Source organism: Bradyrhizobium sp. SZCCHNS30572 (genome assembly GCF_032484415.1).
Lineage (GTDB): Bacteria > Pseudomonadota > Alphaproteobacteria > Rhizobiales > Xanthobacteraceae > Bradyrhizobium.
Genome location: NZ_JAUESY010000007.1, coordinates 442565 through 458720 on the forward strand (window position 1 = coordinate 442565; position 16156 = coordinate 458720).

Genomic DNA, 16156 nt, shown 5'->3' on the forward strand with positions numbered 1-16156 from the left:
GGACGTGGCCCCTTATTTCCGGTCGTTGCCGCTGTTTCCGGCCTATGCCTTTGGAGACGAGCGTATCGATGGGCTCGTTCCTGCCTGCCGGGTTGAAAGCTGGGAAAAGTTCATTGAAGCGATGCGTTCGCCGGATCATAATCGGGCAAAAGCAGAAATCATCTATCGTGGACAGCGCGGGCATAACTGGCATCTGTCCTCTACTCTTGCACGACTTTTTGATGGCGGATCGGTCCCCCCTCAACACGAAGCCAGCTTGCTGGGTCAGTTTCGTCTCGCCATGCGCGGGCGCGGTCTGGATGTTAGTGGCTTGGATGAGCAGGAAATTTGGGCCTTCGGTCAGCATCACGGCCTGCGAACTCCGCTGATCGACTGGACTAAATCGCCCTATGTCGCGCTGTTCTTCGCTTTCGATGAGCCGGACCTCGAAGGCGTGGACAATCCCTCGCGCGCGGTCTTCTGCCTGAATATGACCGCCATTCGTGCTGATGAGAGCCTTTCCGAGATCATTTTCGAACCAACTCATCACGAAAATGCGCGGCTGGTCAATCAGGCGGGGTTGTTCACTATCACGCCCAGCGGTAGAGACAATCTCGTGTCCGCAATCTTGAATGAATTGATCGAAAACGAAGTAATCGATCCCAGCGACCCTATGGACGTGTCTCGATTTATCGCGAAAATCCACATCCCAAATGAACATCGCGTTGAGTGTCTGAACACGTTACGCAAGATGAATATTCATCATGCCAATCTTTTTCCTGATCCAGGCGGCGCATCGAAATACTGCAATGATTGGTTGGCGCGGGTGATCGAGGAAGAGAGACACGGCGAATTGGAAGCCCAGGTGCTTGAACAGCGCCGACTCCGAACGCAGGCTGAAGATCATGAACAGCAGCGCAAAGATGTTTCAGCGCCGCTAGATTCACAATTGATAACAGCAGGTGAAATTTCCGCAGAAGTCATAACCCAGCTTTTGCAAAATATGTTGGGGCCAGGCGACAAATTTTCTGCAGATTTGCTGACTGGCTGGGCGCCAAAGATCATCAACCTGTATGAGCGCGTTGCGGGGCTCGATTGGCCAGAACGTGATGCTGTGCGGGCGAACCTCAAGCTCGAATTTCGCAAGTTCTTGTTGAGCAACAGTGTCAACAAGTCGGTTGCGGAGGCATGCGCGCTGCAATTGTTGGATTTATTCGAATCAAACTGGCGGAAAGTTAATAACCGGCCCCACCAGTAGAAGTATGCTGGGCCTTCGGGAGGCGCCCCTTGACCATTACCGAAGACATTGTTGAGCTGGCGGCGCTGGAAACGTTGCGAGAGCTTGGATGGTCCTACGTCCATGGTTCAGTGATTGCTCCCGATGGAATTGCTCCAGAGCGTCGATCCTTTGGGGATGTTATTCTGACAAGCAGGCTGGAAGTTGCGATCGCTCGGATCAACCCCGATGCACCGGAAGCTGCTCGAGAGGAGGCCCTGCGCCGCGTGTTAACCGGCGAGTTGCCCTCTTTAGTCGAGGAAAACCGACGCATCCACAAGCTGCTGACCGATGGCATCGATGTCGAATATCGCGCCGACAGTGGCAAGACTGCCGCCACCAAGATTTGGCTGATCGACCTTGACCACCCCGACGCGAACGACTGGCTGGCTATAAACCAGTTCGTCGTCGTGCAGAACCGCGCCAGTCGTCGCCCGGACGTCGTGTTGTTCGTCAACGGCATGCCGCTGGCCGTGGTGGAACTGAAGAACGCCGCTGCGCAGAACGCGACGATTGCCGACGCCTACAATCAATTGCAGACCTACCTCCACCAGATCCCCGCCTTGTTCAACACCAACGCCATTCTGGTGACATCAGACGGCATGGAGGCGCGCATCGGTTCCATCACTGCCAATGCCGAACGCTTCATGCCCTGGCGGACCGTGGACGGCAAAGATTTCGCTCACCGAGGCACGCCCGAGCTGGAAACCCTGCTGCGCGGCGTGTTCACACGTGAGAACCTGCTGGCCCTAATCCGCGATTTCATCGTGTTCGGCGACAAGGGCGAAGGGTCGTTCAAGATCATCGCCGGCTATCATCAGTTCCACGGCGCGCAGAAGGCCGTGCGGCAGGCGGTGGAAGCCTCGCGGCCTGACGGCGACCGCAAGATCGGCGTGATCTGGCACACGCAGGGTTCAGGCAAGAGCCTGTTGATGGCGTTCTTCGCTGGGCTGGCTGTGAAGTCGCAGGCGCTCGAAAACCCGACGCTCGTCGTGCTGACCGACCGAAACGATCTCGACGATCAGCTTTTCAGCACCTTCGGCCTGTGCCGCGACCTGATCCGCCAGAAGCCGGAGCAGGCGGACAGCCGCGCCGACCTCAAGCGGCTGCTTGACAAGGCAGCAGGCGGCGTGGTGTTCACCACTGTCCAGAAGTTTTCGCCGGAGAAGGGCGAAGAAAGCTTCCCGCTGCTGTCCGACCGGCGCAACATCATCGTGATCGCGGATGAAGCGCACCGTAGCCAATACGGTTTCGAGGCACGGCTCAACCGGGAAACGGGCCTGAGGCGCTATGGCTATGCTCACTATATCCGACAGGCCATGCCGAACGCATCGTTCATCGGCTTTACCGGCACCCCGATTGAAGCAGCAGATATCAACACGCCCGCGATCTTCGGTGAATACATCGACATCTACGACATCAGCCGTGCGGTGGAAGACGGCGCGACCGTGCCGATTTTCTATGAAAGCCGCCTGGCCCGGATCGTACTGAGCGAAGACGAAAAGCCGCTGATCGACAGCGAGATCGAGGCGCTGGTCGAGGATGAATCGCTGACCGAGGCGGAAAAGCTCAAGGCAAGATGGTCAGCCGTCGAAGCCTTGGTGGGGTCTGAAAAGCGGTTGTCGCAGGTGGCGGAGGACATGGTCGCGCACCTTGAAGCGCGCATCGAGGCGATGAATGGCAAGGCGATGGCCGTCTGCATGAGCCGCCGAATCTGCGTCTCCCTTTATGACCGCATCATCGCCTTGCGGCCGGACTGGCACTCGACCGACGATGCCGAAGGTGCAGTCAAGATCGTGATGACCGGCTCAGCGTCAGACCCGCTCGAATGGCAGCAACATATCGGATCAAAGAAGCGCCGCGACGACCTGGCAAAGCGTGCGCGTAGTCCCGATGATCCGCTTCGCCTGGTCATCGTTTGCGATATGTGGCTGACCGGATTTGATGCACCTTGCATGAACACCATGTATATCGACAAGCCGATGCGCGGACACGGGCTTATGCAAGCAATTGCCCGTGTGAATCGTGTTTTTAAGGACAAGCCCGGCGGTCTGGTGGTCGATTACATCGGCGTTGCGCAGAATCTTCGCAACGCGCTCAGCCAATACACCGATTCCGACCGCGATAAGACTGGAATCGACGAATCCGCAGCCGTCGCCGCGATGATGGAACGGTACGAGACCATCCGAGACCTATTCCATGGCTTTGATTATCGCCTCGGTATCAACGGCCAACCACGCCAACGCCTGATCTGCCTTGGCGGAGCTATCGACTGGGTTCTGAAGTGGCAGGAAGCTCAGGCAGCACGGCAGAAGACCGATGAGGAAAAGAAGCGAGCGCACCGCCGCTTCATGGACATGGTGCTCGAACTATCAAAAGCCTACGCTCTTGCTTCTGCGAGCGATGAGGCTCGTACCATTCGCGATGAGGTCGGCTTCTTCCAGGCAATCCGGGCAGCGCTGGCCAAGACCACGGCGACCGGAAAGATCAGCGAAAAAGACCGGGCTTTCGCCGTTCAGCAACTCATTGATCGTGCCGTTGCGTCTTCCGAGATTATCGATATCCTAAAAGTGGCAGGCTTCCAGTCCCCGGACATTTCAATCTTGTCCGACGAATTCCTCTTGGAAGTCGGCAAGATGGAGAAGAAGAACCTAGCGCTGGAAGCGTTGAAGAAGCTGCTCAATGGCGAAATCGTTAGCCGCGCAAAGAGCAATCTGGTTGAAAGCAAAGCGTTTTCCAGCAGGTTGGAGGAGGCGGTCGCCCGCTACCATGCGGGGGCTATTTCAGCCGCAGAGATGATTCAAGAACTGATCGAACTCGCCAAGGACATGAAAGCGTCTCGCGCGCGTGGCGAAGAGATGGGCCTCAGCGAGGAAGAGGTTGCGTTCTACATGGCGCTTGCGGAAAACGAGAGCGCGGTGGAAGCCATGGGCAACGACAAACTGCGTGTCATCGCCCATGAGCTGCTGGAGCAGTTGCGCAGCAACGTCACCGTCGATTGGCATCAGCGCGAAAGCGCTCGCGCCCGTATGCGCGTCTTGGTGAAACGCATACTTAAAAAATACGGTTATCCGCCAGACCTTGCGGATGAGGCGGTACAGACCGTTCTTGCCCAAGCGGAGATTTTGCTAAGAACTCTCTAATTGAATATCGCTACCGCAACCTCACTACCAACCCCAGCGGCCCCCGAAACCCGAACCCGTGCCACCGCACGCCCGCCGCATCCACCAGCTCCATCTTCGGAAACCGCTCGAACAGCATCGGCAGCAATATCGCGCCGACGGTGCGGCGGGAGAGGTGGGCGCCGGCGCAGTGGTGGGGGCCGTTGCCGAAGGCCTGGTGGGGGTTGGGGTCGCGCAGGGCGTTGGTGGTCTCGCCGTCGGTGAACAGCTTCTCGTTATGGTTGGCGGAGGCCTGGATGGTCATCACGGTGTCGCCCTTCGGGATCAGGCAGCCGCGGATCTCGGTGTCCTCCATCACCAGGCGTGAGCTCGCCGGGCTCGGCGCCACCCAGCGCACACCTTCCTCGAAGACCGATCGTCATTTGTCCTGCGCGCGCACAGCGGCGAGCTGCTCCGGATTGGTGAGGAGGCCGTAGAGGATCGTCAGCAGCGCGTCGCGCGGTTCGTTGATGCCGCGGCAGCGGCCTCCGCACAGGAATGTGCGAGACGGGACGTTCGCCCTTCGAGCCCGCCGCTACGGCGTCCAGTTCCCCGGGCCCAGCAGGGTCGGAGGAATGAGCGCGCCGGTCATGGCGTGGATGAAGTGGAATCTCGAGCAGGCCGGGCAGCTCACGGTCTCGAAGGTCACGGTCTCGAACCGACAGTCGTCCTTCGGCTGGTGCAGGATGGCATCGACCTCGGACCCTGTCTGGGGGCAGCGAAATGTGATCGGACAATCCATCATCCCATCTCCGGTGCAGACTCGAAAGTTGGGTCGCCGCAGGTTGCGCCTGATTCTCCGGTATTGACTGAGCAATATTGATCAGCCGCGCGCGTTCGCCTCTGGCAGTCTGGTTGCGGGAGACATTGGGAGACGCGCTCGAACGGCGGCTTCGCCCCGCCCGAAAGGCCGCGAGGCGGATCAAGCGTCGCTTCAGACCCGCTGTATCACGGGGCGTTCAGTCGTGGCGGCCGCCCGCGAACGACGCGTCGTGGCGTCGCGTGCCGTGCGGCGGCGTCGAAGCTTGGATGACGACCATGCCGGAGAGCTGATCATGATCGCGAATTCCATCTTGCGACGTTTGACGCTTCACCTGAAGGAGACACGGATGTTGATCGATGTCAGGACCGATGGAAACGTCGAGGACGGCGAGCAGTTGTCGCAGGACGTGAAGGCGTCGCTTCATGCGGTGCTGCATCGCTATGAGGATCAGGTCAGGCGGATCGACGTGCAGCTCAGCGACGCGGTGAGCCACAAGCCCAGTCACGACGACAAGAGCTGCAAGATCGAGGTGCACCGTGACGGCGGCGAGCCGATCGTCGCGGCGCATCAGGACAGCTTCATGGAGCAGGCCGTGCGTGGCGCGGTCCACAAGCTGAAGCGCGCGCTCGACCACGCCTTCGGCAAGGAGGCGGTGTCCGATCAGCTTCGGGACCATCGCTAGACGCGTGGCGGGACGGTTTGCCGGCAAGGCCGCCGGTTGGGAGATCCGTGATGGACATGCTTGCTGAGATCACCGACATCGGGCCGCAGCCGCAGGCGTTCGACATCGAGCGGGCGACGCGGGACAATGCCAATTATCGGTCGGTCGCCTGGAGCGGGCGCTATCTGCAGGTGACGCTGATGTCGATTCCGGTCGGCGGCGACATCGGCCTGGAGGCGCATCCGGAAACCGATCAGTTCCTGCGGCTCGATGCCGGCCGCGGCCGGGTGCAGATGGGGCCCGCCAAGGACGAGCTGACATTCGACCAGACGGTGTCGAACGGCTGGTGCGTGCTCGTTCCGGCCGGGACCTGGCACAACATCACCAACATCGGCCCGACGCCGATGCAGGTCTATGCGATCTATGCGCCGGCCCATCACGCGCCGGGCAAGGTGCAGGCGACGGCGGCTGCGGCCGCAGCCGACCGTGACGACGCGCCCGCGACCTGGTCTGTGCAACCCAAACAGGTGGCCGATCACCACGGATGAACGACCGCGAGGATGCGATGAGGCCTCATTCACTCGGCCGGCGCGCGCCGAGGAGATGGTCGAACGCGCGGGGTCTGGTGCACGCCGGTCTCTCGTTCGAAGCGGCTCCGGCGTGAGCATGCTCCATCATGTGAGGGGCTGCATCGCAGGGAAGGTCTCGCATCGATTGCAGAATGGTGCTCGCGGCGCCTTATCCTCGCCGGGAACTCAATCGGAGGGCGATGAGAAGATTGACCTAGCGCAAAGATGGAAGCGGTTTCCACCGTAAAATTTCGGCATGTCCACCGAGGGGGATGGGGGCTGTGCCGAGTTCGAACCTCGCCAGATTTGATCCGAAGGCCTTTCTCGACAAGGTATGCCCGGGGCAGAAGGTCCTGAAGGTTCCCAAGGGGGGAAGCGTGTTCGCCCAGGGCGACCCGGCCGACGCCCTGTTCTTTCTCCAACAGGGAAAGATCAAGCTGACCGTCGTCAACGACGTCGGCAAGGAAGCGGTCATCGGCATCGTCGATGCCGGGCAGTTTTTCGGCGAAGGCTGTCTGACGCGGCAGGCGGTGCATACCGGCTCGGCATTCGCCCTGCAGGATTGCGTGGTCACCGCCATCGCCAAGAAGACGATGATCGCAGCGCTTCGCCTCCACCCCGAGCTTGCGGAGATGTTCGTCGCGTTTCTGCTGGCCAGGATCGACCGGTTCGAGGCGGACCTGATCGACCAGCTCTTCCATAGCAGCGAAAAGCGGCTGGCGCGGCTGCTTCTGACGATGGCCGATTACGGCCGCGGCGAAACGCCGCTGCCGGTCATTCCAAGAATCAGCCAGGAAACGCTGGCCGAAATGATCGGCACGACGCGGTCGCGCGTCAGTCATTTCATGAACAAGTTCAGAAAGGCGGGCCTGATCGAATATGACGGCGAGATCGTCGTCTATCCGGCGCTGCTGCAAGCCGTCCTGAACGACAACCTGCAGGCGGAGCAGCAGAACTAGCTGCGGGTGTGCAGCGCGCGGGTGGTCTGTTTTGCACAGACGGAACTCCGTCCGCATCGCTAGCTGCCAGAACTCGCCGCCGGGCTCTGCGTTTCGTTTCGCCGCTTGAAGGCGGGACACGCGAAGCGTTCGTGACGGGGGGACGTGTTGCGTAGGGAGGGGACCACATGTTCAAGCAGCAGTTTTCCGACGCGTCTGACGCGTGCGCACTTGCCGAAGCCATTGTGGACACGGTCCGGGAGCCGCTGCTCGTCCTCGACCACGATCTCCGCGTGATTGCCGCCAGCCGTTCGTTCTATCTCACCTTCTCCGCGACGCCCGAGGATGTGCTGGGACAACTCTTCTATGAGCTGGATGACGGCGCCTGGAATATTCCGGCGCTGAAGTCGTGGCTGAGCCAGATCTTCTCCAACACCGGCGTGCTGCATGATTTCGAGGTGGAGCACGTCTTTCCCGCCGTCGGACCCCGGGCGATGCGGCTGAACGCCCGGCAGGTGTCCTACACGGTCGGGTCCCATACGACCATCCTGCTCGGCCTCGAGGACGTCACCAGCGAGCGCGAGATGGCGCGCCGGAACGAGGAGCTGCTGCGTCAGAAGGATATGCTGCTCGAGGAGTTTCAGCACCGCGTCGGCAACAGCCTGGCGATCATCGCCAGCATCATCTCGTTGAAGGCACGGTCCGTCGGCTCCGAGGAGGCGCGACGCCACCTGGACGACGCCCGCGACCGCGTCATCTCGTTCGCGAACATCCAGCAGAGTCTCCACACCTCCGCGCGCAGCGGCGTGGTCGCGCTCGGAGCGCATTTCGCGAGGCTCTGCCAGGCGATCTCGCAATCGATGATCGCCGACCATCAGCGGACCAGGATCGAAACCCGCGGCGACGGCCAGGCGACGACGAGCGAAGCCGAAAGTCTCGGGCTGATCGTCACCGAGCTCGTCATCAACTCCCTCAAGCATGCGTTTCCCGAGGACACCGCGAATGGGCTGATCACCGTGACCTACGAGTCCTCCGGAGCCGGCTGGACCCTGTCCGTCTCGGACAATGGAACGGGGAAATTGCAGCTGAACGGCCGGCCGAAGGGGGGCCTCGGCACCGGCATCGTCACGGCGCTGGCGAAGCAGCTCGGTGCCGAGGTCACGACCGTGGCCGGCCGGCCCGGCACGACCGTCTCGGTGCGTCACGCCGCCGTGGCGACCCGCGACGACTTGACCGGAGCAAGCGTGCCGTCCGCTTCCGCGATCCGATCCAGGGCCGAATCCAAGGCGGGATCCATGGCCGGATCGCGAACCGTCAGCCGATCGTGACGTCGTCGCCGATCAGTACGACCCGATCAGTACGACGGAGAGACCAGGGTCCTAGCCCACCCGCGACCAGATCAGGCGCACTGACTCAGCGCGCAGTAGTACGATCCCCCGCGCGCTGCTTCTCCTGCAGCCGAACCGGCAGATTGAGCGGGCCGCGGAAGCCGAACCCGTGCCAGCGCACGCTCGCGGGATCGGGCAAGGTCATGTTGGGAAAACGCTCGAACCGCATCGGCAGCAGGATGGCGCCGACGGTGCGGTGGGAGAGGTGGGCGCCGGCGCAATGGTGCAGGCCGCCCCGATTGCCCAGCTCACTCTCCTCGCTCGAGCGACGGCGTCCTGATCGCAAGGAACCAATGGTCCGACACGGAGATTGGTATCGAGACCGGGCTGGCCCCACTCCGGCGATGCCGCACAGGAAGGCCTTTCAATGAACAAGCGCAAATCAAATGGCTCCCACAAGGGGAACAGCGCGAAACCCGTCGTGGCGAAGCCGGTATCAATGCCCAAACACGCCGACGCGACAGCGAGGCAGAAGCGCGCTCGCGTGCTAACCGAGTTCGTAAGCTCGGACGCAGACGAACTGCAGGCAGTTCCGGAGACCGAAACGAGGCTCCCGGGACGACCCGGCCAGGAGACGGAAACGATCCTGCCGCCGCTCCCGCCTCGTGAGCCCGAATCCGCGCCGGCGCGCCTGCCGCCTCTCAGCGAGCTGAAGCCCGATGCCGCTCAGCCTGTCGGCGCTGGGACGGACTCGCACGAAGCCCAGCCAACCCCGATCGCTGAAGCCAGGGCGGCCGATCCCTCGCCCGTGGCGGGCGGACCGCCGCCGGCGCTCGCCGGCATGGAGGCCTGCCAGACCCTGCTTATGGAGATGACGCGAGACAATCTCGATTTGGCGGCCAGCCTCGCCACGATGCGCTCGCCTCTCAGCATGTTCGGCGTCGCGACCACGTTTGCCGGCAGACAGATCGACATCTACCGCAGGTTCACGAAGGCCGTCGTCGAGATCGCCACCGGGCCTGCCAAAGCGCGATAACTCGAACGTGGTGATTCCAACCAACCCGGGGCCCGCCTCAGGTGCACTGAGACAACGCGAAGAACAACGCCCTTCGTGCCGGACCTATTGCAGCCGTACCGGCAGATTGAGCGGGCCGCGGAAGCCGAATCCGTGCCAGCGCACGCTCGCGGGATCGGGCAGCGTCAAGTTGGGGAAACGCTCGAACAGCATTGGCAGCAGGATGGCGCCGACGGTGCGGCGGGAGAGGTGGGCGCCGGCGCAGTGGTGGGGGCCGTTGCCGAAGGCCTGGTGGGGGTTGGGGTCGCGCAGGGCGTTGGTGGTCTCGCCGTCGGTGAACAGCTTCTCGTTATGGTTGGCGGAGGCCTGGATGGTCATCACGGTGTCGCCCTTCGGGATCAGGCAGCCGCGGATCTCGGTGTCCTCCATCACCAGGCGTGAGCTCGCCTGGATCGGCGCCACCCAGCGCACGCCTTCCTCGAAGGCGGAGCGCCATTTGTCCTGCGCGCGCACCGCGGCGAGCTGCTCCGGATTGGTGAGCAGGCCGTAGAGGATCGTCAGCAGCGCGTCGCGCGGCTCGTTGATGCCGCCGCCGATCGCGATCTTGATGTTGGCGATGATCTGGCTTTCGGCAATCGGATTCTTCGCGTTGACCATGAAGGAGAGCGCGGACGAATCCGGCGCGGCACGGACGCGCGCCATGTTGGCGCGGATGCAGCGGTCCATCTCGGCGTTGGCGATATCGGACGCGTCGAACGGCCCCGGCGTCCAGCCGAAATTGCCGGCGCCGTCGATCAGGGCCTGCGACCAGCGCTGCATGTCCGCGTCGCTGGCGTCCGGGATGCCCATCACTTCAGCGAGGATGCGCGCGGCCAAGGGGCCTGCGAGGGCGGGGAAGAGATCGACGATCTCGCCGCGCGGCAGCCGGCCGAGATAATCAGTGGCGAATTTGGTGTAGAGCGGCTCCCAGACGGCTTCGATCGTCTTCGGCATCAAAGCCGGCATCATCGCCATGCGTTCGGCGCGGTGCTCATCGTGATCCTTGCGCATCAGGGTATGCGCGAGGAAGGCGCGCTTCATCGGCGTGTTCGGATCGTCGGACGAGAACAGCGCCGCATTGTCCTTCACATATTTGGTGTCGGCCGCCTTGGTGAGGAACGTCCGGCCCACCGACTTCACTCGCAACACCGGCGCTTCGCGGCGCAGCCGCCGGTAGATCGGATAGGGATCGCGCGTCAGCTCCGCGATGGTGATGGTCTCGTCCAGGGGAGCCAGAGTCTGAGCCGGGGTCGCGGTCGGCATGGGGCGCTCCTGTGGGATGCGGGCCAGCGCGTGTCTCACCTCAAGGATAGTGGCCGGGACGGACCCGTGCAATCCTGGTCCGATGCATTGGCCGGGACGAGCGTCCGCACCGAACGAATTCTGACCTCGCCAGTTCCGTTCCTTCAGCGATTCCGCGGGTTTGCGGTGACAGCCGGCGGGCGACATTCCGTCCTTCAAGGCGTCAGCTCCGACATCGTCGGCGCTCCACCGCCATTGCAGCACGCGGATGGATCGCGAGATCGTTGTTGCCAGCGACTCTGCGCAACGCGGTGCGACGTGCGCTCCGCGGGGCGGCTGTGACGCGGCGTTCGGGCCGTGATTCCCAGCACGCATTCAGCCGGTCAGTCCTGCGCCGCCGGCGAAGCCTCCTGCGGCCTAGTCAGCAGCGCTCCTTCGCGGCGCAGGTGTCCTGCGTCGAGAAGACTTCTGAGACTGCCCTGCACGGTCTCCCGCAGCTGGGCGCTGGTCGACCCGAAGCCAAACAAGCGGGCCACCGCCTGGATCAACTGGTCCTCCTCGGCACCGAAGTTCTGCTCGACAATCTGCATGATGGCCGCCTTGATCTCCTCCGGCGGCAGCATCTCGGGCTTGCGCAAGGACTGCGATTGCACGTCCTCGCGCGTGCGGACGACGATCGCCTGTCCCGGCACGGCGTAGAACGGACCTCCGGCGATCCGTCCCCTCGCCACGGCCGATGTCAGCGCCGTTCGCACGGCATCGCGGATGCGATTGCCGGCGCGGGCAAGGCCCCAGGCCGATCTGATGCGGACGATGATTTCCGATTCATGCACCGGCCCTTCGATGGCGACGATCTCGACGACATGCCGCGTCATGTCGGCAAGCGGCGTCTCGTGCGGCTCGATCTCCCGACGGACGCGCAGCTTCGCCTCTTCATAGGGGGCCACCGTGGGTGCCTGTGCGAGGATTTCCTGAGGGCGCTGCTCGGTCTGCTCCGGCGCCGGCACATCGGAGGTTGCCGGAGGCTCGGGTTGAGCTCGCGCAGTCCCTTGGTCGATGTCCCGCCAATGCGCCTTCGCAGCGTCGATCGCGCGGAGGACCTTCTCGGTTTCCTCCTTGGGACGGAGAAACCAGTCGGTCGACCAGATGCGATGCAGCACCCAGCCATGCGCTTCCAGCACATTCTGCCTAAGGCGGTCGCGGTCTCGCGCCGAACGAGACGCATGGTACTGGGCGCCGTCGCATTCGATTCCGAGCAGGAAGCGGCCCGGCTTGTCGGGATCGACGACGGCGAGGTCGACGAAGAATCCGGCGGTGCCGATCTGGGTCTTCACGTCGTGGCCGAGCGCCCGCAGCCGTGCGGCGACCTGCTCCTCGAACACCGAGTCGGGATCGCGCCCGGTCTCCTGCGCGATGCCGAGCTGCCCCGTCTGCGCGAAGGTCAGGAACGTCTTCAGCGCCGCGATGCCGCGACCCTTGGCGCGCGACAGGTCGATGTCGTCGCCGGTGATCGAGGAGAACACCTCGCATCGGAGCTTGGCGCGCGAGATCAGCACGTTCAGCCGGCGCTCGCCGCCGTCCGAGTTGAGGGGGCCGAAGCTCATCGAAACGAAACCTTCCTTGGTTCGCCCATAGCCGATGGAGATGAAGATGACGTCGCGTTCGTCGCCCTGGATGTTCTCGAGGTTCTTCACGAAGAACGGCTCGCTCGTCCCGCGGACGAAGAAGCTCTCCGTTGCCGGGTTTTCCTTGCGCAGGATTTCGAGCTGATCCTGGATCGCCTGGCGCTGCGCCACCGAGAAGGTCGCGACGCCAAGGCTTCGGTCCGGGGTCTCGCGCGCATGGCGCATGACGGCCTCGGCGACGAGCCGCGCTTCCCCGGGGTTGGTCCGGCTGCTGCCGCGTTCGTAGTGCGCATCGGGGTTGTAGTTGAACTTCAATCCCATTCCCGCAACCGCGTCGTACGGGCTCGGCACGATGAACAGCCGGTTGTCGTAGAACTGCTTGTTGGAAACGGCGATCAGCGACTGGTGTTTGCTGCGATAGTGCCAGTTCAGCATCCGGTGCGACAGGCCCTTGGCAAGGCAGAGGTCGAGAATGCTCTCGGCGTCCTTGACCTGGAAGGTCGGCTGATCCTCGTCGTCATTGTCCTCGTCGTCGTTACCTGTCAGCTTCGCGAAGAAGCGCGTCGGCGGCAGCTGCCGCTCGTCGCCGACGACCACGATCTGCCGGCAGCGCGCGACCGCGCCGAGCGCGTCGACCGGCTCGATCTGCGAGGCCTCGTCGACCACCAGAAGATCGAAGGCGATCGCGCCGGGCTTGAGGAACTGGGCCACCGACAGCGGGCTCATCAGGAAGATCGGCTTGATCTGCTGAATGACCGGACCGGCCCGTTCCAGGAGCTGGCGGATGGGCAGATGATTGCGCTTCTTGGCAAGCTCGCCGTTCAGCACGCCGAGCGGCCCGATGCCGCCGGCGTTGCGCGGCAGGGCTGCGGCATGCTCGTGGGCGATCTGATCGCGGGCCAGTTGCATGCGCGCGACGTCGAGCTTGCGGAAGCCGTCGACCAGCCGATCGTGCGATTCGCCGTCGAAGCGCTTCAGCTCGGGATGGTCGGCGAAGATCACGCTGCGCATGGCGTCGTAATAGGACCGGTCGAAGGCGGCTTCGAGCGCTTCGCCCGGCAAGGAGCCGTCGAGCGTGCGGTCGACCAGCGCGGCGAGGCCTTGCGCGCGCGCAAGGCGGACCCGGTCCATGAACGCGATCCAGCGGGTGAGGCGCTCGGTCGCGCTCTGCCACTCCGACAAGGTCTGCGACAGGTCGGCCAACCGGATCTGGTCGCCGGCCTCGAGCGGGATGCGGGCAGGCTCCAGCTGGAGAGAGTCGATCAGCCTGCCGAGGCCGGACCTCAGACTTGCGAGGTCGTGGTTGAGCTGTTCGATCGATTGCCGATCATCGGCCGACAAGGCCAGCTGCGTCAGCCGCTGGCGCGTTTCGTCGTTTGCGAACGGCTTGGGGAATGCACTCCACCAGGTCGCCAATCTGGACAACGCATCCCAGTCCGACCGTTCCTTCTGCCACGCCGTTCCGAATGCGGTGCTGCCGGCAGCTTCGACCTCCGCGAAGGACCGGCGTGCGGCTTGCGCCGCGATGAGGCCGTCGAGCAGCAGAAGCCGCTGCTCGAGCGTTTTCGGCATCGGCACCTTCAGGTACGAGGCCAGCAGCGCCACCTGCTCGCGATAGCGCGGGCTGAGCAGACGCAGCCAGGAGCGGCCCTTCTCGGCGATGACCTTGCGGCACTCGGCGATCGGCGCATCCCAGGCGGCCTCGACGAAGGCGCTCTCGAAGGCCGTCCTCAATTTCGCGTAACGCAGCCCCTTGTCGATGATGTCCGTGATGAGTCCGGTCTGGCTCCAGACGCCGTCGCGGAAGGACGTCCGATCGCACTCCGGCATCGCGGCCGCGGCCTCGGCGAAGGCGAGTATCCCCGCGGCATCGGCCAAGGTGGCCGGCGGCGGGAGATCGAGCAGCGTGCCGAGGCGGGCCGCGCCTGTGGATACGCTGCCGACAACGTTCGAAATGTCGTCGAGCGATTTTCGCAGCTCTGTCATCTCGGCTGGATCCAGCGCGTCGCGGCCGACACCGCGCCAGGGATGCAGGTGCGGCGCGCCGTCGGCCGCAATTCGTTCGGCGAGTTCGGCGATCAGCTCACGCCGCCGCTCCAGATCGAGGGGAGACCAAGAGGGGGCACCCTGCAACGGATAGGGAGGCTGCGCGGAGTTGTCCCCAGAGCGCACGAGATGACCCAGCAGCCTGAACGGTGTCAGTTCGCTCGGCTGATGCGGCTGGTGCATCATCTCCGCATGCCGGTTGAGGCCGTCCCGGCTGTCGGTCAGGCGCTGCACCAGCGTGGCTTCGCCGCGCGGGACCGGGACCTCAGCCGATTTGCAGCGTTTCAGCTCTTCGAGCAGAACGCGCTTGTTGGCCTTGTTGGAGTGCAGCTCCAGCGCGAGCGCGCCGAGACCGACATGCTTCAGCCGCCGGTGCACGACCTCGAGCGCCGCCATCTTCTCGGCGACGAACAGCACCGTTTTCCCCTCGGCGGCAGCCGACGCGATGATGTTGGTGATGGTCTGCGATTTGCCGGTTCCAGGCGGTCCCTTGACGACGAGGTCGCGTCCGCGGACCACTTCCTCGATTACCACGGCCTGCGATGAATCCGCATCGACGACATGGTTCATCGCCACCGGCTGGATGACGGAATCGATCTTTCCGTCGTCGGCCACGATCGGCTCCGCGCCCTCGAAACCGTCCTGAAGCAGCGCTGCGATGAGGGGGTGACGATCAAGGCCGCCATCTGCGGGCCAGTTGTCAGGGTCCAGATCGCGATACATCAGGAACTTGGAGAACGAGAAGAAGCCGAGGACGATCGCGTCCGTCCTGACCTCCCACCGCTGTTTGTTGGCGACCGTCTCCGCGACGCCGGCGAGATAGGCCGCGATGTCGACATCGTCCTCGTCGCCAAAATCCTCGATCTTGAGTCCGAACTCGGCGTCGAGCTTGGCCTGGAGCGAGAGGTTCGGCGACGGCGGCTCAGCGCGCGAGACCAGGTGAAACCGATCGGCGGCGCTGCTGCGTTCCAGGCGGACGGGCAGCAGGACGAGCGGTGCGAAGCGCTCGACATCGGATTTGTCGTCCTCGAACCATTTCAGCAGCCCGAAGGCGAGATAGAGGATATTGACGCCCTGTTCTTCCTCGAGCGTTCGTGCGTCGTACCAGATATCCAGCAGGCGCTTCTGCAGCGCCTCCGATGACAGCCGGGTCCTGAGCCGGGTGTCCGGCTGCCGCGTCTGCGACTCCGAATCATCACCTTCCTGGTCCACCTTGGTGGTCGGCGTGTCGGATCGAGGTGCCGGCACGCTCAAGGGCAGGGTGCCTTCCGCCTCCGCAGTCTCTGCCTTCGTCGGAAGGAACGTGAAGCGCTTGCCTTCGCCGAGAAGCTCGAAGAGCGCAGCAGAGCGCGCGCCGACGATGTCGATGGTGCGGATGGTCTTGGTCTTGAGCGGGATGTGCACGAGCCGGTTGCGCGTGCCCAGATCGAGCAGCGCGCGCCGGTCCGCCAGCAATCGGTCTCGTACGGATGTGGTTGCCACGTGCAATCCTCCTGCGATTCGAGGATTGCAAC

10 protein-coding genes and 2 pseudogenes are annotated in these 16156 nt (G+C 63.4%); 7 read left to right on the forward strand and 5 right to left on the reverse strand.

What is annotated here, in order from left to right:
- Positions 1–4: 4 nt before the first annotated feature.
- Together QX048_RS21790 and QX048_RS21795 are read left to right on the forward strand one after the other, a co-directional pair.
- Entirely contained in the window at positions 5–1237 is a 1233-nt protein-coding gene (locus QX048_RS21790; RefSeq protein WP_315717612.1) for an FRG domain-containing protein, read from the forward strand.
- Between the two features lie 29 nt (positions 1238–1266).
- Positions 1267–4398: a type I restriction endonuclease subunit R gene (locus QX048_RS21795; protein ID WP_315717611.1), complete on the forward strand. Its 3132-nt coding sequence runs from the start codon at positions 1267–1269 to the stop codon at positions 4396–4398.
- A 10-nt stretch (positions 4399–4408) separates the two neighbouring features.
- Here QX048_RS21795 and QX048_RS21800 read toward each other — a convergent pair.
- A pseudogene (locus QX048_RS21800) lies at positions 4409–4891 on the reverse strand (cytochrome P450); the annotation flags it as partial.
- 60 nt (positions 4892–4951) lie between these two features.
- Positions 4952–5158 carry a hypothetical protein gene (locus QX048_RS21805; RefSeq protein WP_315753977.1) on the reverse strand — a complete coding sequence of 69 codons (207 nt, stop codon included), beginning with the start codon at positions 5156–5158 and terminating at the stop codon, positions 4952–4954.
- Between the two features lie 367 nt (positions 5159–5525).
- On the opposite strand from QX048_RS21805, the gene QX048_RS21810 reads away from it, so the two are divergent.
- From QX048_RS21810 to QX048_RS21825, 4 genes are all read left to right on the forward strand, one after another.
- Positions 5526–5861: an HPF/RaiA family ribosome-associated protein gene (locus QX048_RS21810; RefSeq protein WP_315717609.1), complete on the forward strand. Its 336-nt coding sequence runs from the start codon at positions 5526–5528 to the stop codon at positions 5859–5861.
- Positions 5862–5911: 50 nt separating this feature from the next.
- Positions 5912–6388, forward strand: coding sequence for a cupin domain-containing protein (locus QX048_RS21815; RefSeq protein ID WP_315753975.1), 477 nt, complete (start codon positions 5912–5914; stop codon positions 6386–6388).
- Positions 6389–6681: 293 nt separating this feature from the next.
- Positions 6682–7368: a Crp/Fnr family transcriptional regulator gene (locus tag QX048_RS21820; protein WP_315828620.1), complete on the forward strand. Its 687-nt coding sequence runs from the start codon at positions 6682–6684 to the stop codon at positions 7366–7368.
- A 167-nt stretch (positions 7369–7535) separates the two neighbouring features.
- Complete coding sequence (locus QX048_RS21825) at positions 7536–8675, forward strand: sensor histidine kinase (RefSeq protein ID WP_315828621.1); 1140 nt, start codon at positions 7536–7538, stop codon at positions 8673–8675.
- A gap of 85 nt (positions 8676–8760) precedes the next feature.
- Here the strand turns inward: QX048_RS21825 and QX048_RS21830 are convergent.
- A pseudogene (locus QX048_RS21830) lies at positions 8761–8967 on the reverse strand (hypothetical protein); the annotation flags it as partial.
- 135 nt (positions 8968–9102) lie between these two features.
- Here QX048_RS21830 and QX048_RS21835 point away from each other — a divergent pair.
- Complete coding sequence (locus QX048_RS21835; RefSeq protein WP_315753969.1) at positions 9103–9711, forward strand: hypothetical protein; 609 nt, start codon at positions 9103–9105, stop codon at positions 9709–9711.
- 84 nt (positions 9712–9795) lie between these two features.
- On the opposite strand, the gene QX048_RS21840 is transcribed toward QX048_RS21835, so the two are convergent.
- Positions 9796–10992, reverse strand: coding sequence for a cytochrome P450 (locus QX048_RS21840; RefSeq protein ID WP_316172223.1), 1197 nt, complete (start codon positions 10990–10992; stop codon positions 9796–9798).
- Positions 10993–11354: 362 nt separating this feature from the next.
- Positions 11355–16124 (reverse strand): DUF3320 domain-containing protein, encoded by a 4770-nt coding sequence (locus QX048_RS21845; protein WP_315826688.1) that lies wholly within the window; start codon positions 16122–16124, stop codon positions 11355–11357.
- Positions 16125–16156: the final 32 nt, after the last annotated feature.